22 protein-coding genes and 1 CRISPR repeat array are annotated in these 25,767 nt (G+C 58.5%); of the genes, 17 read left to right on the top strand and 5 right to left on the bottom strand.

Annotated features, from left to right (window positions below; all coding sequences use genetic code 11):
• Positions 1-156: 156 nt before the first annotated feature.
• Genes cas3 through cas2e form a run of 8 tightly spaced genes read left to right on the top strand, consistent with a single transcriptional unit; the run spans position 157 to position 10,081 of the window.
• Positions 157-3,102 carry a CRISPR-associated helicase Cas3' gene (gene cas3, locus ACTQ05_RS01050; RefSeq protein ID WP_441537751.1) on the top strand — a complete coding sequence of 982 codons (2,946 nt, stop codon included), beginning with the start codon at positions 157-159 and terminating at the stop codon, positions 3,100-3,102.
• Entirely contained in the window at positions 3,099-4,832 is a 1,734-nt protein-coding gene (casA, locus tag ACTQ05_RS01055; RefSeq protein ID WP_441537752.1) for a type I-E CRISPR-associated protein Cse1/CasA, read from the top strand. Before cas3 ends, casA begins: the two co-directional genes overlap by 4 nt.
• Positions 4,829-5,473: a type I-E CRISPR-associated protein Cse2/CasB gene (casB, locus tag ACTQ05_RS01060; protein WP_441537753.1), complete on the top strand. Its 645-nt coding sequence runs from the start codon at positions 4,829-4,831 to the stop codon at positions 5,471-5,473. The genes casA and casB overlap by 4 nt, the downstream gene beginning before the upstream one ends.
• A gap of 32 nt (positions 5,474-5,505) precedes the next feature.
• A complete protein-coding gene (cas7e, locus tag ACTQ05_RS01065) occupies positions 5,506-6,651 on the top strand; it encodes a type I-E CRISPR-associated protein Cas7/Cse4/CasC (RefSeq protein WP_441032281.1) in 1,146 nt (381 codons plus the stop codon).
• A 2-nt stretch (positions 6,652-6,653) separates the two neighbouring features.
• Complete coding sequence (gene cas5e / locus ACTQ05_RS01070) at positions 6,654-7,421, top strand: type I-E CRISPR-associated protein Cas5/CasD (protein WP_441032284.1); 768 nt, start codon at positions 6,654-6,656, stop codon at positions 7,419-7,421.
• Positions 7,422-7,424: 3 nt separating this feature from the next.
• Complete coding sequence (gene cas6e, locus ACTQ05_RS01075) at positions 7,425-8,186, top strand: type I-E CRISPR-associated protein Cas6/Cse3/CasE (protein ID WP_441032287.1); 762 nt, start codon at positions 7,425-7,427, stop codon at positions 8,184-8,186.
• 5 nt (positions 8,187-8,191) lie between these two features.
• Positions 8,192-9,184 carry a type I-E CRISPR-associated endonuclease Cas1e gene (gene cas1e / locus ACTQ05_RS01080; protein WP_441537754.1) on the top strand — a complete coding sequence of 331 codons (993 nt, stop codon included), beginning with the start codon at positions 8,192-8,194 and terminating at the stop codon, positions 9,182-9,184.
• A 3-nt stretch (positions 9,185-9,187) separates the two neighbouring features.
• Positions 9,188-10,081, top strand: coding sequence for a type I-E CRISPR-associated endoribonuclease Cas2e (cas2e, locus tag ACTQ05_RS01085; protein WP_441537755.1), 894 nt, complete (start codon positions 9,188-9,190; stop codon positions 10,079-10,081).
• 26 nt (positions 10,082-10,107) lie between these two features.
• Positions 10,108-14,226: a CRISPR direct-repeat array (repeat unit 29 nt; unit sequence CTGCTCCCCGCACACGCGGGGATGATCCC).
• A gap of 737 nt (positions 14,227-14,963) precedes the next feature.
• Here cas2e and ACTQ05_RS01090 read toward each other — a convergent pair.
• Positions 14,964-15,182, bottom strand: coding sequence for a hypothetical protein (locus ACTQ05_RS01090; RefSeq protein WP_441537756.1), 219 nt, complete (start codon positions 15,180-15,182; stop codon positions 14,964-14,966).
• Here ACTQ05_RS01090 and ACTQ05_RS01095 point away from each other — a divergent pair.
• On the top strand, positions 15,177-15,320 hold the full coding sequence (locus ACTQ05_RS01095; RefSeq protein ID WP_441537757.1) for a hypothetical protein: 144 nt from the start codon (positions 15,177-15,179) through the stop codon (positions 15,318-15,320). The genes ACTQ05_RS01090 and ACTQ05_RS01095 overlap by 6 nt on opposite strands.
• Positions 15,313-15,534, top strand: a complete 222-nt coding sequence (locus ACTQ05_RS01100; protein WP_441537120.1) for a hypothetical protein — start codon at positions 15,313-15,315, stop codon at positions 15,532-15,534. The genes ACTQ05_RS01095 and ACTQ05_RS01100 overlap by 8 nt, the downstream gene beginning before the upstream one ends.
• Positions 15,535-15,542: 8 nt before the next feature.
• Here ACTQ05_RS01100 and ACTQ05_RS01105 read toward each other — a convergent pair whose 3' ends face one another.
• The 3 genes from ACTQ05_RS01105 to ACTQ05_RS01115 all read right to left on the bottom strand — a co-directional run bounded on the left by ACTQ05_RS01105 (position 15,543) and on the right by ACTQ05_RS01115 (position 17,527).
• Entirely contained in the window at positions 15,543-15,764 is a 222-nt protein-coding gene (locus ACTQ05_RS01105; RefSeq protein WP_441537758.1) for a hypothetical protein, read from the bottom strand.
• A 35-nt stretch (positions 15,765-15,799) separates the two neighbouring features.
• A complete protein-coding gene (locus ACTQ05_RS01110) occupies positions 15,800-16,585 on the bottom strand; it encodes an ADP-ribosylglycohydrolase family protein (RefSeq protein ID WP_441537759.1) in 786 nt (261 codons plus the stop codon).
• 348 nt (positions 16,586-16,933) lie between these two features.
• Positions 16,934-17,527: a hypothetical protein gene (locus ACTQ05_RS01115; protein WP_441537760.1), complete on the bottom strand. Its 594-nt coding sequence runs from the start codon at positions 17,525-17,527 to the stop codon at positions 16,934-16,936.
• 229 nt (positions 17,528-17,756) lie between these two features.
• On the opposite strand from ACTQ05_RS01115, the gene ACTQ05_RS01120 reads away from it, so the two are divergent.
• Complete coding sequence (locus tag ACTQ05_RS01120; RefSeq protein ID WP_441537761.1) at positions 17,757-17,933, top strand: hypothetical protein; 177 nt, start codon at positions 17,757-17,759, stop codon at positions 17,931-17,933.
• A 230-nt stretch (positions 17,934-18,163) separates the two neighbouring features.
• Here the strand turns inward: ACTQ05_RS01120 and ACTQ05_RS01125 are convergent, their stop codons facing one another.
• Positions 18,164-18,358, bottom strand: coding sequence for a hypothetical protein (locus ACTQ05_RS01125; protein ID WP_441537762.1), 195 nt, complete (start codon positions 18,356-18,358; stop codon positions 18,164-18,166).
• A gap of 352 nt (positions 18,359-18,710) precedes the next feature.
• Between ACTQ05_RS01125 and ACTQ05_RS01130 the strand changes: the two genes are divergently transcribed.
• The 6 genes from ACTQ05_RS01130 (at position 18,711) to ACTQ05_RS01155 (ending at position 25,184) form a co-directional block, all read left to right on the top strand.
• Positions 18,711-19,550, top strand: coding sequence for a zinc-ribbon domain-containing protein (locus tag ACTQ05_RS01130; RefSeq protein WP_441537763.1), 840 nt, complete (start codon positions 18,711-18,713; stop codon positions 19,548-19,550).
• A gap of 185 nt (positions 19,551-19,735) precedes the next feature.
• Positions 19,736-20,368 carry a cyclodeaminase/cyclohydrolase family protein gene (locus ACTQ05_RS01135; protein ID WP_441537764.1) on the top strand — a complete coding sequence of 211 codons (633 nt, stop codon included), beginning with the start codon at positions 19,736-19,738 and terminating at the stop codon, positions 20,366-20,368.
• Positions 20,369-20,370: 2 nt separating this feature from the next.
• Positions 20,371-21,225: a bifunctional 5,10-methylenetetrahydrofolate dehydrogenase/5,10-methenyltetrahydrofolate cyclohydrolase gene (locus ACTQ05_RS01140; protein ID WP_441537765.1), complete on the top strand. Its 855-nt coding sequence runs from the start codon at positions 20,371-20,373 to the stop codon at positions 21,223-21,225.
• A 99-nt stretch (positions 21,226-21,324) separates the two neighbouring features.
• Positions 21,325-22,848 carry a C69 family dipeptidase gene (locus ACTQ05_RS01145; RefSeq protein ID WP_441537766.1) on the top strand — a complete coding sequence of 508 codons (1,524 nt, stop codon included), beginning with the start codon at positions 21,325-21,327 and terminating at the stop codon, positions 22,846-22,848.
• A 147-nt stretch (positions 22,849-22,995) separates the two neighbouring features.
• The gene (locus ACTQ05_RS01150; RefSeq protein WP_154515830.1) at positions 22,996-23,412 is read left to right on the top strand and encodes a hypothetical protein; all 417 of its coding nucleotides are present in this window, start codon (positions 22,996-22,998) and stop codon (positions 23,410-23,412) included.
• A gap of 8 nt (positions 23,413-23,420) precedes the next feature.
• Positions 23,421-25,184: an ABC1 kinase family protein gene (locus tag ACTQ05_RS01155; RefSeq protein WP_441537767.1), complete on the top strand. Its 1,764-nt coding sequence runs from the start codon at positions 23,421-23,423 to the stop codon at positions 25,182-25,184.
• The last annotated feature ends 583 nt before the right edge of the window (positions 25,185-25,767 follow it).

The raw sequence follows: 25,767 nt of genomic DNA on the forward strand, positions 1-25,767 counted from the left end.
CCGCAGGCACTCCATTAAACGCTCACGCTCATAGCACGAACGTTGAGCAACATTACGTTTGCCGAGGGCTATTAAAAAATGTCCGTATGCGGTAGTAGTCTAATCGTAAGGCGTTTCCAGCCTCTCGGGTTCTAGGAAGAAGCGGATGGGAGAGTAATGCAAAAGACCATGATGGACTCTATTCCCATAAGCTCACGTGCCCGTGCACTATGGGCAAAAACCGGCAGCGCGGAAGAGCGTAACCTGTGGTCGCCTCTTTATGTTCATATGGTCGATTCTGCGGGTGTTGCGCGCAGGCTTTGGAACGAATGGCTGCCGGAATCTGTCAAGTACCAAATCGTGAACGCATTTGGCTGTGACGACTCTGCAACGGCGGCACTCGTTACCTGGCTTGCTGGTATCCACGACATTGGCAAGGCGACGCCAGGCTTCCAGTACAAGGTCTCGGAGCGGGCAGAACTTGTTGAACAAGCGGGGCTTCAGGTTCCGAGCCCCCGCATGATGAACCACCCTCCATCGCACGCCTTCATGAGTGAGGTGATCCTCGAAGATTGGCTCGATGGACGCGGTTGGGACTGCTCGTGGACATTCGGGTGCATTCTGGGAGCGCATCATGGAACCACGCCTTCGTCCGATAGCGTGCTCGACGGCATAACGAGCGCATCGCGTAATTTTCCCAACGAGAACTTGGGTGATGACGATTGGCGTGCCGTCCAAGAGGAGCTTCTTGACTGGATGTTTGAGGAGTCGGGGATGGCGAAGTTCGAGAGTGTCTTTAGCTCGTCACCTGTTCCTCAACCAGAACAAGCACTCGTCTCTGCGCTGGTTATCGTTGCCGATTGGATTGCCTCAAATTCAGATCTGTTCCCTCTTGACTCTTGCATCGGCTCTTATGACGAATTTATCAAGCGCACCGATGCCGCATGGGCTTCGCTGGCGTTGCCCCCGGCGTGGCAGGCGATGCCGGTAAAGGAAGAGGGACAAGAGCTGTTTCATCACCGCTTTATTGGTCTTCCTGAGGATGCGAGCTTGCGTCCAGCACAGGAGCAGGCGATGCAGGCGGCATCCGACATGGACGGCGCAGGGCTACTCATTATCGAAGCGCCCATGGGCAACGGCAAAACAGAGGCCGCACTGATGTGCTCAGAGATTATGGCTCCGAAAACCGGGGCAGGGGGAATCGCCTATCTTCTACCGACAATGGCAACTTCCAACGCGATGTTCAAGCGCGTTAAAGATTGGCTCGAGTGCGTTCCCGATTCGCGGGGCCGCAGTACGCAGTCGATGCAACTTTTGCATAGCAAGGCGGCTTTGAACCCGGACTACGACAGCCTGCGAAGCTGGGGACGCACTTGGATGGGGGACGACGCGAAAAAGAGCGTTGAGGAAGATGTGACAGCGCACCAGTGGTTTGGCGGAAGGAAGCGTGGTCTTCTGTCGTCATTTGTTGTGGGCACGGTCGACCAGCTGCTTATGGCGGCGCTTAAGGCGCGCCATGTGCAGCTTAGGCACTTGGGCCTTGCCGGCAAGGTTGTCATAATCGATGAGGTTCATGCTTACGATGCCTATATGAATGTCTATCTTGACCGTGTGCTCACGTGGCTTGGCGCTTACGGCGTGCCGACCATACTGCTTTCGGCAACGCTTCCCGCTGAGCGCCGCAACGAGCTCATCCACGCCTATCGGGGTAGGGATAGAAAATCCACTCGTCGCGCATCAAAGCGGAAAGATATTCCGGAAGCTCCTCGTAAAGCATCAGGGTTGCCGTCGTACCCGCTCGTTACAACGGCAACCCGAAATGGAGCGCTGGACGATAGCATGTACCGAGCATGCGATGACCCTTCGATCGGAACAAACGTTATTGTCGAACGATTGGAAGACGACGATGCTGCGCTGGTTGCACAATTGGAGGACTTATTGTCCGATGGTGGTTGCGCATGCGTGTTGCGAGACACGGTTTCCCGTGCCCAAAGCTCCTACGAGCAGTTGAAGACTGCCTTTGGCGATTCGTGCGTAAAGCTCGTCCATTCGCGCTTTATTGCCGTCGACCGAATGGAAAATGATGCGGAACTGCTGCGACTGCTTGGTCCCGACTCTGCCGACAGGCCCAGTAAACTCATCGTAGTGGGTACGCAGGTGATCGAGCAATCCCTTGACATTGATTTCGACGTAATGATCACCGATGTAGCCCCTATCGACCTTTTGCTGCAGCGAATGGGACGCCTACACCGCCATGAACGCGGGGAAAATCAGGGACAGCGTCCGGAGAAGCTCAGGCAAGCACGTTGCTTTATCACGGGCATCGAGGACTGGGCGACTGCTCCGCCTAAGGTGAATGGGGGTATAGAGAAGGTCTATCACCCTGCGATGCTTTTGCGCAGCTTGCTTTCGCTGAGGGCAAAGAGTACCGATGGGGGGACGGCTATGGTCAATCTGCCTCACGATATTGCTGGCCTTGTCGAGCGGACGTATTCACGAAGCATTGCGGCGGAAGAGTTGTGCGATGCGGGCGCAGCACCGGAATGGGTTCATGCTTTGCAAAGCGCAGAAGAAGAGCTGGAGAAGACAAAAGAGAACAAGCAGCTCAAGGCAAATGCCTGGCTTCTGAGCAAGCCACAGAAGGGGACGCAAAGTCTTATTGGCTGGCTGAATGAAACCTTCTCGCTTGCAGACGAGACAAAAGCACGCGCTGCCGTTCGCGATTCTGGTGACACGGTTGAGGTTATTGCGGTCCAAGTAGGCAACGACGGTTTCACGCTGCTTCCCTGGGTCACCGACATAAAGGGGAGCCGTCCGTGTCAGGGCTATTTAGGGGATGGAAGTGAAGCGCCTGACGATGAGGTTGCCCGCCTTGCGGCGAGTTGTACCGTGAGCCTGCCATTCTGGCTATCGTCTGATCAGGTAATTGATGCCCTGGAGACAAAATCTCAGGCGCTCAGATGGCAAGAGTCAAGATGGCTTCAAGGTCAACTGGTCTTGGCGTTTGATTCAAACCTAGATACGGTAATAGAAACGAAAGATGCTATCTATCGCATGCACTATTCGCGTAAGGACGGGCTTGAACTTGTTGAAACAGTGAGGAAGAAAGGAGATGCGCAATGAGCCAGAATGTGAGTTTTAACCTCGTGGACGAACCATGGATCTGCGTTCGCGATTTGGGCGGGGCGACGCGCGAGGTATCACTGCTCGAGCTATTTGAGCAAGCGTCAAGCATCAAGTGCTTGGCTAACGATCTACCTACACAGGATTTTGCGATTCTGCGCGTTTTGCTGGCAGTGCTGCAAAGGGCAATTTCTCCGACGCTCGACGATGACGACGTTCCAGCGGAGGTTTGGGGGCGCCTATGGCGTGCTCACGAACTGCCCATCGACCAGATTCACAAATACCTCGACGAGTGGCACCATCGTTTCGATCTGTTTGACGAGGAACAGCCTTTTATGCAGGTTGTTGGTTTGCGCTGGAAGGATAGCGAGAAAAAAGAGAACAACCTGTACAGGATTATTGGAGATAGTTGGTCTCGAGAGGATAAGCGTCTATTTCTTCAAAGGGCAGGCTCTGGGCTCGCTAGATTGACGTTTGCCGAGGCAGCGAGATGGCTGGTTCATCTGCAAGCTTTTGCTCTTGGAATTCCTGGACAGCCAGTTTTGGGGGAGAAAGCGGAATCTATTAAAGGCGGGAAGGTATATCCTGGCGGTCCAGGCCCAGATGGCCTATTGGGCTGTATGTATCTAGAAGGCGATTCTCTGGCAGATACCCTTCTTTTAAATTTTTTGCCTACTGCCTCTCGTTCTGATGAGGACTGTCTGTTCCTCGAGGATGATAAGCCTTGTTGGGAGGTTAATCCGTTGCTGGTCTCAGACGGCCATGAGGAGTCTTTCCCCCGCGGGCGCGCGGAGCTTTTCACATGGCAATCGAGATGGGTACGGCTGATTCCATGCGAGCGGAATGTGATCGATGCAATCGTAAGTGCCGGGCGAAAGATGGAAAAGAGCAATCAGAGGCTCCGCCAAATTGAAAGCATGACTGCCTGGAAAGAGAGGGTTGGGGCGTCCAGGACTTCCGGAATTGAGTTTTTGCCTCGTAAACATGAGAGAGATCAAGCTATGTGGCGGGGTATCATTTCTATATTCGGAGGGACCGCCGAACAAGAGTCTCGCATTGTTCCTCCTGAGGTTATCTCTTGGGTAAAAAGGATGAGTGGCAGAAGCTCAGGATCGCTGCTTCGTTGGAGCGATTATGTTAACGTCCGCGCCGTAGGATTTGAATATGTTGATGCTAAGTGCGGAGCTGTTACCGTTGTTTTTGATGACAAGGTCGAATTAAGTGCATATCTGCTCTCTGACAAGGGAGAGGACCTGGTAAATCTTGCAAAGGAACTTGTGACTTCGACATCAAAGGCGGTTTTTGCCTTGGGCTGTTTTGCCGCAAACCTCCGCATAGCGTTGGGAGGAAGCGCGGAAAGGGAGTATCAGAAAGCGAAGCCGGACGAAAAACCAAAAGAAACAGCGAAAGAGAAAGCGATTGCTCGGGCTTTCTTTGAGATTGATTCGCCGTTTCGTCAGTGGCTTGCCGCTCTTAACGAGACCAGCAACGCGGAGGTAGAGAGGCGTCGATGGCGCCGTACCGCACGCGTGATTATCAAAGCGCATGCCGATGTCCTCCTTCGCGAAGCTGGTCCGGAGGCAATCGTTGGCGCTCCTGCTCAAAACGAGAAGGGAGAAACCGCAGATTGGATGACGGCCTCGAAAGCAGAGGCTAAGTTGAACGCCGCCCTTAAAAAGTATCTGCCGCTTGAAGAAGACGAGCCAAACGATAAAGAGGTTCAAACATGACGAAAACCAAGGAGCAACGCCCAGAGCAGATGATTGGCGCATTCGTTCACGGGCGCATATGCTCTATCCAAAACGACTATCTGTCTGCCAGCAGAAAACCACGAGGAGCGCGAAAGTTGGCAACATTGCGCCATGTGCTTCTTTTGCCCATGGGCTCAAGCGCAGATGCATGGTCACTTGTGTTCGAGGGCCTGCCTGCCGAGCTTGTGGGGAGAGGCGCCGAACCATCGTGGGCCGAGACGGCGGTTCATGCCGCGCTCACGCTCTATGCGGTTCATCAACAGGGCAAAACCAAGCCAATGTATGTGCCTGGCGATGAACATTCGTTTGGTGCAGCCCTGCGACAGCTCGTGCGGAGTGATAAGGGACGTTACTCGAATCTCGAAGAGGGCGAAATGCCTCGAAGGTTTAGGGCCTTTATAACGGCCGATTCCATGGAAGAGGCACTTCACTATGCAAGGCAGCTTATACAGCAGCTGCGAGCTGCCGAGATTCCCGTTGATTACGCGCGTTTTGCAGCACAGCTATACACACTGCAAAACCCCTATACAGCAGATAAGGTGCGTCTTGCGTGGGGGCGTGAATATAGTCGAATACCAAAGGCCGAGTCCGGCATCGATGCCAGCTCTTCGGAAGAATAGTTGATGGGGAAATCGCCAAGAAAGGACCTACAATGAAAAAGCCCCAGTTTATCGATATCCATATCCTTCAGACTGTCCCTCCGAGCAACATCAATCGAGATGACACGGGTAGTCCAAAAACAGCATATTTCGGCGGAGTCAAGCGCTCGAGGGTCTCAAGCCAGGCTTGGAAGAAGGCCACGCGCGATAGTTTTTCCTATTTGTTGGATGAGTTCGGTCTTGGTTGGCGTACGAAGCACGCAGCAAACTTGATCGCGGAGGCCGTGACCGCCATTTTGCCGGACATTGAAGGCGATCAGGCCGAAGTTGCTGCCGAGAAGGCTTTGGCGGCAACGGGCGTCAAAGTCAAAGATGGCGAAACGGGCTACTTGCTGTTTCTTTCTTCAGGGCAGATCAAAGCCCTTGCATCGTTGGCGGCGCAGGCTTTTGAAGCGGGCGCGGATGTCGACAAGAGGCTTGCTAAGGAAATTCTTGATATCAAGAAGAAACCGACGCTTAACAGCATCGATGTGGCAATGTTCGGTCGTATGGTGGCGGATGCTCCTGATTTGAATGTCGACGCCTCCGTTCAGGTCGCCCATGCCATTGGCATTGGGAGGATGAATCCAGAGTTCGATTACTTCACTGCCCTTGACGATTGCTCGCCCGAAGACAATGCGGGCGCAGCAATGATTGAGACAACGGAGTTCACCTCATCGACGATGTATCGCTATGCAACTATTGATGTGCTGCATCTGTGCGAAAATCTCGGTTCGGCTGCGGTTGCTTGCCGCGGCATCGAGGCGTTTTTGAAGGCATTCATTACTTCCATGCCCACGGGAAAGCAGAATTCGTTTGCAAACCGCACGCTCCCCGGAGCGGTCGTTCTTCAGCTGAGGGATACGCAACCGGTGAGCTTGGTGAATGCCTTTGAAAAACCTGTTGAGGCGTCGCATGGGAAAAGCCAGATTGAAATTGGTTGTGAGCGTTTGGCCAAACAGGAAGAGGCGATTGACAAGGCGTTTGGAACGACCCCGCAAAAGACGTTCGTTATAACTGCATCTCCGGATGCGCAGTCTCTTCCCAGTGCCATGGGTGTCGAAGGGGCATGTGATCTTGACGCCGCAATTGCGCAAATCTCGCAAGCGTGTGCTGCTTATCTGGCCGAAAATGGCCACCAAACCGAAGAGGTGGACTAGCTATGGCGGTCCTGCTGCTCAAATTGGCGGGTCCGCTACAATCTTGGGGGTCGTCGAGCAGGTTCACCGAGCGCGGAACAGAGCACGAGCCGACGAAGAGCGGCGTTGTGGGCCTGCTTGCCGCAGCCTTAGGTCGTTACCGAACAGATCCCGTTGATGATCTTGCGGCGCTACGCTTTGGCGTACGTATCGATCAGCCAGGAACATTTGTAAGCGACTTTCAAACCGAACATAAGCGAAAGTGGGACTCGCAAAGCGCTCGATGGATATTAAGCGAGAAAAAGGACGATACCCTGCCTTTAACGTATCGTCACTATCTTGCTGATGCTGTGTTTGTTGCGGCCCTTGAGGGCGATTTGGGACTCTTGCAAAGGTGCGCCGAGGCGCTTGACGCTCCGGCGTTTCCCCTGTTTCTGGGTCGCCGTTCCTGTCCACCCGCGTGCAGAGTACATATTGGGCTGTTTGAGGATGTGGCGTTGCTCCAAGCTTTGCGCAGTCACCCCTGGGAAGCAAGCGAGAGATATCAGGGCAACTGGAAGTTCCGCGGTAAAGAAAGCGTTGACCTGGAGATTCTCTACGATAAGCAGGGTTCTGACGAAGGCGAGGGCTACGATGTTCCGCTGCGCGACGTGCCCATCAGCTTTTCGCAGGAGCATCGCCAATACAGCTTTCGTACTGTTGCCCATACAACAGCAACGGTTAGGAACCCGAAATATGCTGGCGTGCAGGCCGACCATGACCCTTGGTCTGCTCTAGGAAAGGAGGTATAGCCGATGTTCTTTACCCAGTTTCCCATCAATATGACGCGGAGGGAGTCGCGTGCGATGCTTGCCTCGCCCTATCGCATGCATGCGGCGATTGCAGGCAGCTTCCCCTTTTCTCAGACGAGCGGGGACGGCCGCGTGCTTTGGCGCGTGGATAGAATGCCTGATGGGGGTTCTCGCCTTTATATCGTGAGTCCCGGCAAGCCGAGCTTGGTAGGGCTTGATGAACAAATTGGGTGGCCCGACTGCGAACCGCAGTGGGGCACGCGCGGATACGATCCGTTTTTGGGGCGCATCTCGAACGGACAGACCTATTCGTTTCGCTTGGTAGCGAATCCGTCGCTCAACAGAAGCACGCGTGGCGGCAAAAGCGACCTGCTAAACAGCGAGGGCGAACCTAAGAGAAATAGAATTGGCCACCTGACCATTCTGGAGCAAACTGCCTGGCTCGTTGGAGCTCAAGCATATAAGGGCGCCGACAAGGAAGTGCCAAGCATTTTTGCGCCCGAGCGGGGATCACGTGCCCAAAGGAATGGTTTTGAGGTTTTGAGCGACGATGAGGGCTGCCCGAGCTTGATTGTTAGTAATTCCAACAGAATCTCGTTTACCAAGGGTGTCCAAGGAAACAAAGTCACCTTTACGCGCGCCCAGTACGATGGCGTGTTGCGCGTGACCGATGCTGATGCCTTGCGCCATGCGCTTGTGTGTGGCATCGGGCATGCCAAAGGATTCGGATGCGGCCTTCTCACGCTGGTTCCACTGGATAGGTGAGCGGCATGGGTGATAATCCTGGCATGATCAAGCCTGATTTGCGCGTACTGCCCACGATAAAGGAGCGAATGACGTTTCTTTATGTCGAGCGATGTCTTGTGAGCAGGCAAGATAGCGCAGTGAGCATAACCGATGCGCGCGGAACGGCGTATGTCCCCGCGGCTTCTCTTGGGGTGCTTATGCTGGGGCCTGGGACCAATATCTCTCATCGTGCGGTTGAGTTGCTCGGCGATTCGGGGACAAGCGTGATTTGGGTGGGCGAGCACGGCGTTCGCTACTATGCGCACGGCCGCCCGCTCACCCATTCTTCTCGGTTGGTTGTCGCGCAGGCTGAGCTCGTGTCGAACACTCGAAGGCGTCTTGCCGTGGCACGAGCGATGTACGGCATGCGTTTTCCCGGCGAGGATGTATCGAATTACACGATGCAGCAGCTCCGTGGCCGCGAGGGAGCTCGGATTCGAACACTTTATCGGCGGCTGTCGAAGCAATACGACGTCCCATGGGATGGGAGGGAATACAACCCCGATGATTTTCTTGATGCAAGCCCAATCAATCAGGCGCTGTCGGCTGCCCATGCATGCCTTTACGGAGTCGTTCACAGCGTGATTGTGGCGCTGGGGTGCTCTCCGGCATTGGGATTTGTCCACGTTGGCCATGAGCGCTCGTTTGTGTATGACATTGCCGATTTGTATAAAGCAGAGGTGACGATTCCCATCGCTTTCGAAGTGGCTTCCGATCCTCCAGAGGATATCGGGGTGGAAGCGCGTCGGTGCACTCGTGATGCGTTTCTTGACGGGAAGATAATGGAGCGCTGTGCTCGCGATATCAGGGGTCTGCTGTTGGGCGACTTCGAGACAGAGGACGAGCCTGATATCGATACGATGTTCCTCTGGGATGAGAGGCGCCCTGCCGTTGCTTTTGGAGTGTCCTATGGCAAGGAAAACGACGTCCAGGTGGATGCCACCGAAGAGAATAACGGAGTGCTTGTGGAAGGATAACGGGTGATTGTTGTTGTTTTGGAAAAATGCCCCCTTGCACTTCGCGGCGACCTAACGAAATGGTTGCAGGAGATTAGCCTAGGCGTGTATGTCGGCAGGGTGGGCGCGCGTGTAAGGGATGAGCTTTGGAGTCGTATTTGCAAAGAATGCAAAACAGGGCGTGCCACGATGGTTTTTTCTGCACGCAACGAGCAACACCTCAACTATCGAGTGCACAACACCGCGTGGGAACCTATCGATTTTGATGGTATCAAGCTAATGATGCGGCCTTCGCCTTCGCGCATGAAGGCCCTTGGCACGAAGAGAGTGGGCTGGAGCTACGCGGCGATGCGATCGAAGGCACGTCGCGGGAGCGTGGCAGCCGAAACGGACGAGCCGCGCGAATACGTTGTACTTGATGTTGAGACCACGGGGCTGGACCCAGACAAAGATGCGATTATCGAGATTGCCGCCATCAAAGTTGAGCAGGGTGTTGAGGCAGGCAGGCTCCATGAGCTTATTCGATACGAGAAAGGCATCCCAAAGAAGATAGTCGAGCTAACAGGCATTACCGATGAGATGCTTGCCGAAAAGGGGATCGAGCTTGAGCGAGCGGTGAGCGGCCTGCTTTCCTTTGTCGGGAGCCGCATAGTGGTTGCGCATAACGCTTCGTTCGATACCGGCTTCGTGCAGGCAGCGTGCGAAGAATGCGACCTAGACGATTTTGACAATGAGTGCATCGACACCATTACACTGGCAAAGAAGAAGATGCCCGATGCGCCGAACTATCGCTTGAAGACCCTGCTCGGCCTTTTGAACCTTGACAATCAAATACCTCATCGTGCCGAGTCTGATTGTGAGGCGACCTTGAGCTTGTTTAGAAAACTGATTAAAATGGGGCCCACATCAAAAGGATAGGGTGTTTTGAGCTGGGATTTTTAAGTCTGCTCCCCGCACACGCGGGGATGATCCCGCGCGTATATCGTGAAGTCTGAGCCGTCTGGCCTGCTCCCCGCACACGCGGGGATGATCCCTGACCTCGATGGTCTCGCCAAAGCTGGACATTCTGCTCCCCGCACACGCGGGGATGATCCCGCCAATGGGCGTGTAGCCTTGGCTGACAACGTCTGCTCCCCGCACACGCGGGGATGATCCCTTGGTGTTCTTCTCACGTGCCATGTCTCACTCCTGCTCCCCGCACACGCGGGGATGATCCCGGAGCGTGGTACGCATCGAAGGTTACCGACGAGCTGCTCCCCGCACACGCGGGGATGATCCCGGTTCGCCCTTATCGCCTTTCTCTCCCCGGTCCTGCTCCCCGCACACGCGGGGATGATCCCATGATCGTCGGATTGATTCAGGCACTTCCCCACTGCTCCCCGCACACGCGGGGATGATCCCGTGGTCGAGATCTACGACCACCTCGCCGACGACTGCTCCCCGCACACGCGGGGATGATCCCTGTCCGGCAGTACCGAAGGCACCCGTTCCCCACTGCTCCCCGCACACGCGGGGATGATCCCGCGCCGGACATCGACCAGAAGACTTGGCGTGACTGCTCCCCGCACACGCGGGGATGATCCCGCATACCAAGGCTTCGCCAAACAAAACTACACCTGCTCCCCGCACACGCGGGGATGATCCCCACATCGGCAAGCTCTACCGAGCCATGCGCGACTGCTCCCCGCACACGCGGGGATGATCCCGGAATGACCTCGAAAGAGGGCGGCATCACCGGCTGCTCCCCGCACACGCGGGGATGATCCCAGTTTCTTGATGCCTCCGACGTTCTGCTCCCACTGCTCCCCGCACACGCGGGGATGATCCCTCGTCACCTGCTCCATGTATTGGTTTGCCGACCTGCTCCCCGCACACGCGGGGATGATCCCGATTGCGTTGAGCTGGTCCGAGAACGTGTTGACTGCTCCCCGCACACGCGGGGATGATCCCAACTACGCGCACAGGCTGGTATTTGGACATTGCTGCTCCCCGCACACGCGGGGATGATCCCGACGTAACGAAGCACACCGGCTACCAGCCCGCCTGCTCCCCGCACACGCGGGGATGATCCCGGTGCCGTGTACAGCTCGCGCCCGATTCCCCACTGCTCCCCGCACACGCGGGGATGATCCCGTGTCGTAGCACTTGCCGCCTGTGATGTTGCACTGCTCCCCGCACACGCGGGGATGATCCCATCGTGAACATCTCGGGCAACCTCACGCGCGACTGCTCCCCGCACACGCGGGGATGATCCCACTCAGGAGAAGGCGGTCGTGACGTACATCGACTGCTCCCCGCACACGCGGGGATGATCCCGCGTAAACACGACGCGAGCTAATTTGCTCGGGCTGCTCCCCGCACACGCGGGGATGATCCCGGTACTCTATCGTGTTCCTATTGGTGATATTGCTGCTCCCCGCACACGCGGGGATGATCCCCCGCCAAGACCAGTGGAGCGCCGCCCTTCCTGCTGCTCCCCGCACACGCGGGGATGATCCCGTTACTACCGCCGGCCACGTAACTGCTCCGATCTGCTCCCCGCACACGCGGGGATGATCCCTCGTAGGCGTTCAGCTCTCGACCGCTCTTGAGCTGCTCCCCGCACACGCGGGGATGATCCCAAAGTCAAGGTCAAGCGCGTTAGTATCGCCACCTGCTCCCCGCACACGCGGGGATGATCCCTCCATCACACGCGAGGAGCTGGACGCGATCGACTGCTCCCCGCACACGCGGGGATGATCCCGTGCGCAAAAGTACGCTATTCATCTAATCGAACTGCTCCCCGCACACGCGGGGATGATCCCTCCTCCTGCAAGGTCTGGTCGTCCCATCCCGTCTGCTCCCCGCACACGCGGGGATGATCCCGAGCTGATTCCTGCGCTGAACCACGCAATGCGCTGCTCCCCGCACACGCGGGGATGATCCCTCAGCTGCCGTCCTTCATGGGGAAGATAGGTCCTGCTCCCCGCACACGCGGGGATGATCCCGCTTACGCGCCTTAGAACACAGCTCCCACGTCCTGCTCCCCGCACACGCGGGGATGATCCCGTGACGGTCATTCTAGTTGCGTTGTAAAGCTACTGCTCCCCGCACACGCGGGGATGATCCCAAGCACAGCGGCATTGGAGCAGGTGAACACTTCTGCTCCCCGCACACGCGGGGATGATCCCGCGCTCAGCGTACTCCAGAAACTCACCGACAACTGCTCCCCGCACACGCGGGGATGATCCCGACCCCGCCTGGTAGATTGCGCCTACCTGACGCTGCTCCCCGCACACGCGGGGATGATCCATTTTATCGACGGGAATCTGGTCGATGGTGCGGCTGCTCCCCGCACACGCGGGGATGATCCCATGGTGACGGTACCGTTCGAGCGCAAGGTCTACCTGCTCCCCGCACACGCGGGGATGATCCCGGAATCACGTCGATGAGCTTCAGGGACGGGGCCTGCTCCCCGCACACGCGGGGATGATCCCGACCCGTTCGCCGACCCGTACAAGCTGCAACACTGCTCCCCGCACACGCGGGGATGATCCCGAGACAGATGGAGGACGCGCAGGCCGCAGCGACTGCTCCCCGCACACGCGGGGATGATCCCCAAGACTCGCCGTCCTGGGAGAACCCGTATATCTGCTCCCCGCACACGCGGGGATGATCCCGCGCTAATCAGCGTGAGCGAGTTCGACCGATGCTGCTCCCCGCACACGCGGGGATGATCCCGCAGCTGCCGTCCTTCATGGGGAAGATAGGTCCTGCTCCCCGCACACGCGGGGATGATCCCGCATTTGAGCGCCTTGTTTTTTCCGTAGTCAACTGCTCCCCGCACACGCGGGGATGATCCCGACCAAACTTTTTATGCACAGACGGCCCCAGTCTGCTCCCCGCACACGCGGGGATGATCCTGCACCGGAGAACGACTGCGTGGCCTTCGCCGCCTGCTCCCCGCACACGCGGGGATGATCCCTCGACACTGTACGTTAGGCCGCTCTTCGACTGCTGCTCCCCGCACACGCGGGGATGATCCCGAGGAGGTAACCGCGCTCATCTGGTAAGCCACCTGCTCCCCGCACACGCGGGGATGATCCCCCCACGCCCGACCTAATCAATCCCGCCACAATCTGCTCCCCGCACACGCGGGGATGATCCCGCCTACCAGGGTTTCGCGAAACAAAACTACACCTGCTCCCCGCACACGCGGGGATGATCCCGGTGGCTTCATTGGCCTTGCCAGCAGCAATGTCTGCTCCCCGCACACGCGGGGATGATCCCGTGATTGTCTGTATTAAGGGCAACACGTTGACCTGCTCCCCGCACACGCGGGGATGATCCCAAGGAAGCGCAAATTAAGTATTTGCGTGCGCACTGCTCCCCGCACACGCGGGGATGATCCCTCGATGTGCGGAACGCAGATAAGCGTCGTCGACTGCTCCCCGCACACGCGGGGATGATCCTTGTGTGCAATCGTGTGCAACCGTAGGCAATCGCTGCTCCCCGCACACGCGGGGATGATCCCGACAAAGCCAAGACCAAGCAAAGCAGATCGCACTGCTCCCCGCACACGCGGGGATGATCCCTACCGCACTATGCGCAAGATAAAGAGCCGATCCTGCTCCCCGCACACGCGGGGATGATCCCGTCCGGGGCGGCCGCAGGCACGACTACCTCGTCTGCTCCCCGCACACGCGGGGATGATCCCGAGTGCGCGCTCCACCAGTACAGCTCCAACGGCTGCTCCCCGCACACGCGGGGATGATCCTACTGATTGCACGGATACAACGTTGCTCGTAGGCTGCTCCCCGCACGCGCGGGGATGATCCCGTCAGCGCAACCGAGAAGCACGCCCGCGCCAGCTGCTCCCCGCACGCGCGGGGATGATCCCAAATGTTGTTGTTGACCTTCTTCAACGCCGTCCTGCTCCCCGCACACGCGGGGATGATCCCACAGAGGTGTTATTATCTTCCGTGTGAACAATCTGCTCCCCGCACGCGCGGGGATGATTCCCTCAGACAGTATCCAGAGAGAAATGGTCTGAAATGTTCCCCGCACACGCGGGGATGATCCGGATGCGGAGGGCCGCGAGATTCCGCTGGACACCTGTTCCCCATGCGCGGGGATGATCCCAAAGAGGTAGAGTCGACCGGCGACGAAGCCTCCTCCTCCCCGCACGCGTGGGGATGATCCCGTCAACAACACCAACGCAGCGAACGGCAATTCCTGCTCCCCACACACTCGGGGATGATCCTGAACGCAAGGGTGCTCTCGACCTGAAGCGCGACTGCTCCCCGCACACGCGGGGATGATCCCGTCAACAGCACCAACGCGGCGAACGGCAATTCCTGCTCCCCGCACGCGTGGGGATGATCCCAGCCAGAGCGTGTTCGCGGGCTGCACGGGATACTGCTCCCCGCACACGCGGGGATGACCCCGGCAGCCGTCAAAGCCCCGGAACTTCTTCCACCTGTTCTTCACACATGCGGGGATGATCTCGCGTGGCCGGCGGTGAGCTTGTCCCACTTGGCGCTCTCCACGGGGTCGGCGGCAACCGCGGCGGGTTTCTCGAGGGACATCCCTCGCCTCGTATCGGCATAAAAAGCCGCCCCGAAGGCGGCTTGCGCGGCGGTAGGATTTGCACCTACGTCTCCTCAATCAAGGGCGCTCTTCGTACTGCGCTACTTTTCGTGATTCCTATTTCCCCTTACGCTGGCAACCTTATCAAGCTTTGGATCAATGTCGATCTAGCTGGAAATCAAGCCGATGCATACAAGCGGTTTATCGCGGCAGGCTTTGAATCAGCGTCGATCTAACCGGTAATTAAACTGAATATAGGTCCAAAGAGTGCCGGGAACGATACGATGGGTTTAGCGAATGCATAATCGATTCCGTTGACCCGGTCAATGCTCAGCTTGAGCGTAGCGGGAAGCGCTTCTTCTTCGATACGGCCGATGTCGATCAGGAGATTATCCGAGGCAAGCACTGTTAGGATATGTTCGGCTGGGCAGTCCCGAATGAGCTTGTGCATGAGTTCAAGCCCGCATGGATTGACGACGATGGTGTAGAGCTCGAAAAATACAACTACGTCTGCGCGAGCTGGGAGGACCGCGACGGCCGGCCCTATGCTGCCATCGACGGCAACCTTCCGGAGGAGGCTTATGCATGATTACTCTGCGCTGGGCTTCAGGTGTCTCCTGCCACCATCAAACCAATCCTGCAGAGCTGATAAGATGAAATTGCTTGGCGGTTCCGCCCTGGGCTCGGTCTGGGGTTGGAACCGTCTTCTTTACTTATTTGGTTTCGCTGCGCTGCTGCTCTTTAATGAGAGGGTTATTGATGGTTCTGCCTTTTGTTTTGAGCAGCGTCAATCCAGCTGGTAATCATGTCTCTAGTTTTCCTCGAATTGGGCAAGCATTTGCCCGAAGGTGCTGAGCTCGAACGGCTCATAAATGAGTGAGCCGCCATCTTCGGTCCGGTAGACCCCGCAGGGGAGGTAACGCCCGTCGGGGAGGACGTAAAGGTTTTCTTCCTCCTTCAGCCCTGCTGGAAATAGCGGAATCCCGTTTTCGTCTACTTGGAACTCGTCTATATTCGCGATCTTCCTCTCCATGATGCCACCTGGCTTGTTTCTGTTGCCGCCGCGATCTAAAACAAGCAGCTCTCAATCAGATCCTTCCCTCGTAGAGTATCGATCCACTCCCGTGGAATTGCCTCGATACCGTAGGCCGTGCCGGCGAGGGCGCCTGCGACGGCTGCGGTGGTGTCGGCGTCGTCGCCCAGGTTGACGGCGGCAAGCACGCAGTCTTCGTAGCTGCTGGTGTTGACGAAGCACCAGGTGGCTGCCTTAAGCGTGTCGCGCACGAAGCCGCCGGATCTGATTTCGTGCTCGGGTACATCTTTCAGACAGAGTGCCCATTCGGGGAGCGCGCCGCTCAGCACGTCTCTCATCAGCTCAACAAATATGATGCATGACTCGGTCGACGTTCTGTGAGCGTGCGTGATCGCAGAGACCTCACGGATCTCTTCACCTGTCGCATCGGTGAACGCCAGGGGCGCGATGCGCATGAGCGAACCGTTGCCGTTGTCGCGCTCGCCGGAGCCTCCTTTGCCGGTGCGCAGGGCTCGAGCGGTCGTGCCGCCGTAATCGAAAACACCGTCAATCGTATACTCGCCATGGGCAATCCAGCCTACGAACTTGTCGCGCATGTCCGCGGTGTCGATATGCCCGAGCTCCCTAATCGAGTCACAGGTAGCAAGCGTCATAGATGTGTCGTCGCTCCAGGTGCCGGCGGGCTGCCCGTGCGTGCCGTAGCCGATCATGTTCGTGCATTCGAACGTGCCGCGGGGCCTGAACTCGTAGGGAACGCCCAGCGCGTCGCCGACGGCGAGCCCATAGATGCAGTCGCGCAAAGACGGTTTTGGTGTGCCCATTCGTATCTCCCACTTTCCTCTTGAGGGATGCTGCTTAATGGCTAAGGCTGGCTAATGGCGATTATCATAAAGCCTGGCGGGGACAGAAACTGCGACGTCGTCGGAGGCCTTCGCGAAAGGGTCTCGTGGCTACTAGAATGAAATGCTAGGGACAACAGAGGCACAGTAACAGGCTGCTGACCGCCTGCACCTTCAGCCCCAGCAGCCGCTCCCAGGCGCAGGAATTCGTCAACGTGCTCAATATGGTGATGTGACCGGGCGCTTTCGAACACAAAAAACCGGGATGCAAGGAGTCACACCTTGCATCCCGGCTGAGCTAAAACGGCGCTGCTGCATGCCGTTGGAGCTTTAGCGCTTGATCTCGATATCGTCGAGCTTGACGTCCATGGCCTCGGTCTTGGCCTTGGCGATGTCATCGGCAAACTCCAGGGACTTCATCATGGTCTCGACAGCGTCCTTGTGCTCTTCGACGTTGTCGATGCGCACGTAGACGCTGCCACCGTCAACGTCGGTGAAGTACTCGGTCGTCACACCGCCCGAGTGCGTAAAGTAGGCGCTGCGCCAGGTCTTGCCGTTGTACTTAACGGGGTCGCTCTCGGTCCATCCGGAGTTGGCCTTCCATTTGGCCTCGTAGTCGAACAGCTCGTCGGCGTTCTTGTCAGAGTCGAAGACAGGGATGAAGCGATCGCTGGCGTGCTCGCTCTCGGTGAACTTAAACTGGGCCCTATCGGCGGTGTCGCCTGCGACGTCGGTGATCTCGGCGCCCTCGGGGACCTCGACCTTAAACCAAATGAAGTCGGTCCTCATATCCACGGCTGGCTTTTCTGCGCCGCCGCCACCGCCACTGCCGGTAGCGCCGCCGCTGCCACCGCAGCCCACCAGGGCAACTGCGGCAAAGAGGCTTATGCAGAGGGTGAGAATCGCAAAGCCCTTCTTTTTCATGGTCGTGTCCTCCTCGATCTGTAACCGCCCATGGATTACCTGCCTTTACTGTACGCGCGAGCGGCTCGTTCAGGTGGGCCATGTGTCCCATTCTGAGGGCCGGATTTGCGCCGGCAAGTGGCAATATGTCCGGGCGCAAAAGAGGGGAGGGCCGATGCCGTCGGCCCTCCCCTGGCTGGGCGTCCAATCATTTAATGACTGCGCATGCGATGCTGCGTGCGAGCCCCTAATGCTTGATCTCGATGCTCGAAATCTCAACTTCGCGTGCCTCGGCAACTGCCTTCGCCATGTCATCGGGAAACTCGATGGAGTTGAGGAGCGCCTCGGCTTCTTTCTTATGCAGATCGAAGTTCGAGATGAGGACGTAGACGCTTCCCGGCTCAACGTCGGTAAAGAGGAGGGTTGAGACGCCGCTGTTGTCCTCGTACGTTCCGACGAGCCACGTCCTGCCGTTATACTCGACGGACCCGCCATCCTTCCACTGGAACGTATCACCTTTCTTTTCTGCCTGGTCGGCGTGGGATTCCTCTGTCGTCAGTGCTTTTTTCCAAACGGGGATAAAGCGATCGGCCGAACCGTTCTTGTCTTCGGGGAAGGTGAGCTGGACCCTGTCGGCATTCTTGCCAGCGGAGTCGCTTACGCAAAGCCCTCGGGCATCTCGACCTTAAACCAGATAAAGTCGGTCTTCTTGGCGACGGGAGCTTTTTCCTTGCCCTCGCTCTTGGATGCGCTGCTGCCCCCGCCCGATGCGTTCCCGCCGCAGCCGACAAGGGCGAGTGCGGCAAAGAGGGCGATGCAAAGGGAAAGGATCGATAGGGTCTTTTTCTTCATGGTGGCGTCCTCCTTGTCTGTCGGTGACATCACGGCGCCGCGGGTTGTTGGAGCCGTTGGTGTATGTTGCTATTCGCAAGCGTGGCGGATGTCGTTGTGTGTGGTGCGGCGATACCTCCGTTCTTAGTTTTCGGCCGTTGAGTGGCCGTGCCCCAACGGGTTCCTTACTTATAGATATGCCCCAGTTTGTGCTGCCGGGGAGTCTCGAAAGGTGGGCCATGTGCCCCATGTTTGGGGCAGGCGCATGGGGCGGCACGGCTCGGCATCGGCTTTTTCATGTTGCGCAACAGCGCTCTGGGTGGGGGCGTATAGACTTGGCTGTGACAAAAGCTAAACCACGAAAGGTCGAACGATGTTCTGTCAAAAATGCGGACAGCAAGTGCCTGATGGATCGACGTTTTGTACGCACTGTGGGGCCTCGCTGGCGGGTGGCTCCGCGCCGACGCCTACGGGCGCTGGTCCTTCCTCTGCCCCGGGCCTGACCCAGTCGATGCCGCCGGTCGCGCCCGCGCCTCAAAAGCCTAAGAGCAAGGCGCCGGTCATTATCGCGGTGGCGTGTGCCGCCGTGGTACTCCTCGGGGGCGGCACGGTGTTTGCGCTCACGATGCTTAACGGGTCCAAGAGCTCTGACACGCAGATTTCGGTGATCGATACCGGGTCTTCGGACGAGAAAGATTCTTCTGCCAAGAAGAAGGATGACAAGTCCAAGGCCAAGGAGTCTTCGTCGTCGGATGACGAGGCCGTTCCCGAGGACGAATCGGCATACTACGGCTCGGGCGATTCGGACGATTACCTAACCGACGTGTATACGTACACGAACGACATGCATCCTTATAGCATTTCGATTCCCAATCGCTTTGAGATGGAAGATACTCCCAGCGGCAGTGGCGCCAGGTATGAGGATCCGGAGACGGGTTTTGTGATCAACCTGTTTGGCTACGTCAACATTAACGACGAAACTGCACACGAGATGTTCGTCGATGCGGACACCTCGGGCAAGGCCGACCTCTATACCGCAGAGGGCGACAACTGGTACGTGGTCTCGTGGCGCGAGGGCGACACGATCATTTACGAAAAGACGATCGTCACGGATTCGACGATTGCCACGGCGCATCTGGAGTATTCGACTGCAAACCGCGACATGGGGTCGAAGATTATCGACACGCTGCTGCCGACGTTCCAGGTGGACTAGGCGCCCGTGCCTATAGCCGGCAATCGGAAACACTGATAGCCAGAGCTCCTGACAGCCTTTGTCTTATGGGCTAGACTGGCTTGGACAAGATCGATGAATGGGACAACTGCTTCCTGGCGTCGTTGTCCCATTTTTTATTATGCGTGCGGCCCGTGGTGGCCGGCGCGGTGGGCAGAGGTGTTTCGATGAGCCAAGAGATGATGGATAAAACCTGTCGCGGATTTGCCGAGGCACTTGCCGCGCGCGAGCCGGTTCCCGGCGGCGGTAGCGCGAGCGCCTTTGTGGGCGCGCTGGGCGCCTCGCTGTGCGGGATGGTCGCTCGTTATGGGTCGACCAATCCCGCGCTTGCCGATCGAGCGGACGATTTGGCGCACGCGTTTGCCCGGGCGGATGAGTTGGCGCAGGAACTTGTCGAGTTGGTCGCCGAGGACGTTCGTGCCTATGGGCAGGTGTCCGCGGCGTACGGTATTTCGCGCGAGGATCCGGCTCGACCGGCTGCGATTCAGGATGCGCTGCACGTGGCGGCTATGCCACCGTATCGCATTATGGATGCCTGCGGGCGCGCGCTGGCGCTGCTCGAGGACATGGCGGACAAGGGGTCGCGCCAGCTGCTGTCCGACGTGGCTTGTGGCGCCGTGTTCTGCCGCGCCGCCATGCAGGGCGCGAGTCTGACGCTCTTTGCCAACACTACGTCTATGAAAGACCGGGCGCGCGCCGAGGAGCTCGAGGCGGCGTGCGATGAGCTGCTGGATACGTGGCTGCCGCGTGCCGATGCGCTGGCGCGCCGTGCCGCCGACGCAGCCAGGAAGAGGGGATAGTCATGGCAGAGCTGCTGAAAGGTGCTCCCGTTGCCCGTACTTTGACCGAGGAACTCGCTGCTCGCTGCGCAGTCCTGCGCGAACGCGGCGTTGTGCCGACGCTGGCCATCGTTCGTGTGGGCGAGCGCGAGGACGATCTATCGTACGAGCGCGGCGCCCTCAAGCGCTGTGAAAAGGCTGGCATTGAGGCTCGCCGCGTTTTGCTTCCTGCCGATGCTTCGCAGGATGAGCTGCTGGCGGCTATTAAGGACATCAATGCCGATCCCGCCGTTCATGGCTGCCTAGTGTTTCGCCCGCTGCCCGCTGGGCTTGACGAGGATGCGGTTGCCGCGGCACTCGATCCCGCCAAGGATGTCGACTCCATGACGCCGGCCTCGCTACTTACCACGCTTTCGGGACGAGGCGAGGGCTTTGCTCCTTGCACGGCCGAGGCCGTGTTGGCGTTGCTGGACCATTACGGTGTTGAGCTGGATGGGGCCAAGGTTGCGGTCGTCGGTCGGTCTCTGGTGATTGGCCGTCCCGTTGCCGCCATGCTTACGGCTCGCAATGCCACGGTGACGACGTGCCATACGCACACGCGCGACCTTGCTGCCGAGTGTCGTGCGGCTGATGTTGTGGTTGCGGCAGTTGGACGCGCGCGCACGATTGGCGCGGATGCGGTTCGCGAGGGCCAGACGATCATCGATGTGGGCATTAACTGGGACGAGGCCGCCGGCAAGCTGGTCGGCGACGTCGATTTTGATGCTGCGGAGCCGGTCGTTAGCGCCATCACGCCTGTGCCGGGCGGCGTGGGGGCTGTGACCACCGCGATTCTCGCCAAACACGTGATCGAAGCGGCCGAGCGCGCATCGAAATAGGCTTTTGACCACGGGGGCTGCCGAGGCTGTGGTTTCGCCCTTTTTGCACCGAAGCGATACACTGTTGCCGTTTGATTTTTTCGCTCAAGGAGGATGCGCATGCCGTGCACAACGATTTTGGTCGGTAAGAACGCGAGCTACGACGGGTCGACGCTGGTTGCCCGCAACGAGGACTCGCCCAATGGGGTATTTGAGCCCAAGCGCATGCGCGTAGTGCATCCCGACGAGCAGCCGCGTGTCTACACGAGTGTCCTGAGCCACCTGACCGTTGAGCTGCCCGACAACCCCATGCGTTACACAAGCGTCCCCGACGTTGTCCCGGGTCATGGCATTTGGGCCGAGGCCGGCTTCAATGAGCTCAATGTTGGCATGTCCGCAACCGAGACGCTCACCACCAACGAGCGCGTCCGCGGCGCCGATCCGCTCGTGGACTACGTGCCCGCCAAGGGTAACGAGGGCGAGGACGGCTATGCGCCGGCGCAGCCCGGCGGTCTGGGCGAGGAGGATATGGTGACCCTGGTGCTGCCGTATGCCAAGTCCGCCCGCGACGGTGTGCGCATTCTGGGCGACCTGCTCGAGCGCTACGGTACCTACGAGAACAACGGCATCGCCTTTAGCGACGTTGACGAGATCTGGTGGCTCGAGACCATCGGCGGCCACCACTGGATCGCCAAGCGCGTGCCCGACGACGCCTATGTGACCATGCCCAACCAGCTGGGTATCGACAGCTTTGACTTGGACGACGCCGAGGGCGCGCAGGTCGACCACATGTGCTCGGCTGACCTACGCGCCTGGATGGCCGAGTGGCATCTGGACCTGATGCTGGGCGTTAAGGGCGACGGTCCCGCCGCGGTCTTTAACCCGCGCGAGGCCTTTGGCTCGCACAGCGACAGCGACCACGTCTACAACACGCCGCGCGCCTGGTACATGCAGCGCTGCCTCAACCCCAGCGATGTGTGGGACGGTCCCGACGCCGACTACACGCCCGAGAGTGATGACATTCCCTGGAGCCGCGTGCCCGAGCGCAAGGTGACCCTCGAGGACATCAAGTACGTGCTTTCGAGCCACTACCAGGGCACGGAGTACGACTGCTACGGCAGCAAGGGTACGCCCGCCACGCGCGGCGCCTATCGTCCCATCGGCATCAACCGCAACAGCCAGCTCGCCGTGCTGCAGCTGCGCCCCTATGCGCAGCCGGCGTATCGCGCCGTGCAGTGGATGGCGTTTGGCTCCAACTCGTTTAACGCGCTTGTGCCGCTGTACGCCAATGTCGAGACCATGCCCGAGTACTATGCCGACACGCAGGCTCGCGTGACGTCCGAGAATTTCTATTGGGCAAATCGCCTGATTGGCGCCTTGGCCGATGTCCGCTTCCATGAGTGCGGTCGCGCGGTCGAGGATTATCAGGAGAAGGTTGGCGGCATGGGCCACAAGCAGATTCACGACGTCGACGCCGTTGTAGCCGCACTGCCCGAGGCTGAGGTGCCCGCCGAGCTCGCCCGCGCCAACGAGGCCTTTGCCGAGCTTGTGCGCGTGGAGACCGATGCCCTGTTGGGCAAGGTGCTCTACACCACGAGCTGTGCCATGAAGAATTCCTTCGCGATGAACGATAACATTAGGTAAAAGCCACATTGCAGCGAACGAGCGAGGCAAACGCCGTCAAAGGCTTTGCCTCGCTCGATTTCTATCCCGGTGACAAACGATTTTGTGTCGTTTGCTCAATCTTGGGTACAAGTAGGCCAATGAAGTTGTTCACGATTGGAGCCAACCATGGTTATGAAATTCGATCAGCTTGTTAACGGTGCCATCAACGTGGGCTTCGGCGCCGCCGCCGTTGCCGTCGAGGGCGGCAAGAAGGTCCTCGACGACCTCAATGCCAAGGGCGAGCAGGTGCGCAAGGACGCCGGCACCCCCGATATCGCCCGCAGCGTGTCCGACATGTTCGAGCAGGCCGGCGGCACCATCTCCGACCTTACCGAGCGCCTGGGCATGCAGGGCGAGACTGCGGCCCAGCGCGTGCTCGACGAGCTCATCCTCGCCCGCGTGCGCGTCATGACCGCCCCCGAGCGCACGGCATTTTTGGCCCATGTGCGCGACATCGTCGATTCGGTCGAGGACAACGTGACCTCGGTGCCCGTCGAGTCCGTTGAGCCCGACGACGCAGAGGATGCCGAAGAGGCCGAGTAGCAGCGCAGATGGCAGATTCCACCACCGATTACAACAATCAAGATCCCTTGGGTGACGAGGCGGCGGTTGTCGACGAGGTCGAGGCCGCCGTCTCGGGCGCTCGCAAGAAGCCGCGCGCTGTCGATATGGTCCCTGAGGAGCCCGACGCGATGGCGCCGGACGAGGAATACCAGCTCACGCCGGCAGGTCGTCGTGAGCGCATTGGGCAGATCGTTCGCCTGATCAAAAAGTATCGCGTGTGGGACAACCTTACGCCGGTGCGCCTGCGTCGTCTGCTCGAAGAGCTCGGTCCCATGTTCGTTAAGATGGGGCAGATTCTGGCCAACCGCTCCGAGATTTTGCCGCAGCGGTTTTGCGACGAGCTGCGCCGTCTGCGCTCCGACGTAGAGCCGGTGCCGTATGAGGTAGTGCTCCGCTGTTTGGAAGAGGAATACGGCCAGCGCCTGGGGCAGATATTCGACGCGATTGACCCCAACCCGCTCGGTAGCGCGTCGCTCGCGCAGGTGCACCGCGCCCGTCTGGTGACTGGCGAGGACGTGGCCGTTAAGGTACAGCGCCCCGGTGCGCAGCAGGTGATGGCTCAGGATATCGACATCATCCGCTCGGTGGTACGCATCGTTTCCAAGTTCGTCAACACTGATCAGTTTGTGGACCTGCATGGCGTGGTCGAAGAGCTGTGGACCTCGTTTCGCGAGGAGACCAACTTTTTGGCCGAGGCCAAAAACCTCAACGATTTCTATGACTTCCACAAAAGCGTGCATGGCGTCTCGTGTCCCAAATCCTACTTGGACCTTTGCACCGAACACGTCGTGGTCATGGACTACATTGACGGCATCTCCATTGCCGATCCCAAGCTCCTGGTAGCCGAGGGTTATGACTTGGAAAAGATTGGCGCCGCGATCGTCGAGGACTACTCGACGCAGGTGCTCGATGATGGCTTTTTCCATGCCGATCCGCATGCGGGAAACATCATCCTCAAAGACGGCATCGTCTACTTTATCGACCTGGGTATGGTCGGGCGCATGTCGAGTCACGACCGCGGTATCGTTAAGGACATGATTTTCGCCGTGGCCGAAGGCGACGTTCCCAAGCTCAAGGATTCGCTTATGCGCTTTGCCGTGACGCGCGGCGACTCTGCCGAGCTCGACCATTCGGCCTTTTTGTCCGACTTGGACTTTATCGTCGCCGACTTTGCAGGGCTCGATCTTAAGGACCTGGATATCGGCGAGTTTTTGACCTCGCTGTTAAATCTGGCGCGCAAAAACGACGTTGAGCTGCCGAGCGTGGTGACGATGTTCGCCCGTGGCATGGTGACGCTCGAGGGTCTGCTGACCGAGTATATGCCCGACGTCAACATGATCCAGATCATCCAGACGCACATCAAAAACGAGAAGAGCACCTATGCGCGCGTCCGCGAAATGGGGCACGATCTTGCCGCGAGCAGCTATCGCGCGGCAAAAGGCTCGCTCGAGGCGGCCGAGTATCTGGGCTTGGCGTCGCGCATGCTCACGCGCGGCCAGCTTAAGGTGAACACGCAGATCATGAGCAGCGATAAGGCGCTGCGACAGCTGGGTGGAATTATCGACCGCATGTCGATGGCAATTGTGATCGCCGGCCTGTTTATCGGCTCGTCGGTGGTGTACTACGCGCGCATCGAGCCGGTTGTGTTCGGTATCCCGGTCATTGGCTTTATGGGCTACGTGAGCGCGCTGGTGCTGGCGCTGATGCTGGGCCGCGAGATCTGGCGTAACAGTCACGGCGGCAAGCGTTAATGGCCCCTGGGGGACGGAGGAAAACGGATCATTTTGCCTTGCGTCGCGCCGGCGTGGGCTGGTCCGAACAAAACTATGCCGGTTTACGGGGCTGGAGCGCCGAACCTCGAGCATACCGAAATTCGCGCTTTTAAAACCGCAGGTAGATGAGTCGTTGGTTTTCGAAAATGGCAGATATGGTTGCGAAGTGCTGAATTAGCCCCGTAAACCGGCATAGTTTTGAAACGGGCTGTTCTTGCAAGGTCCGACGACAGTCCTTCCTATCGCAAACCATAGCTTTTACCTTGGGCTTCGCCTGCGTGCGGGGCCCTTTTGCGTGCTACCATATTGACAGTAATAATCGATGGCCTAGATGGTGGTGCGGAGACGCACGAATGCGCGGTTTTCCTGCGCGTTTGGGAGAATCGGGGTGCAAGTCCCCGGCTGTACCAGTAACCGTAATTCCTCTTGGCCCGGGATGGCCGCGCCGCAGATCGGACGGCGTGCCCGGGCCGGTAAGGTTAAGTCGGATCGCCTCCCATCTTGTACGCGGCCGCGACGCATGCCGCCGGTACGCGTTGGGCTCTGGAGGGAAGGGGGGACC

The organism is Collinsella sp. LCP21S3_A9 (genome assembly GCF_052118785.1).
Taxonomy (GTDB): domain Bacteria; phylum Actinomycetota; class Coriobacteriia; order Coriobacteriales; family Coriobacteriaceae; genus Collinsella.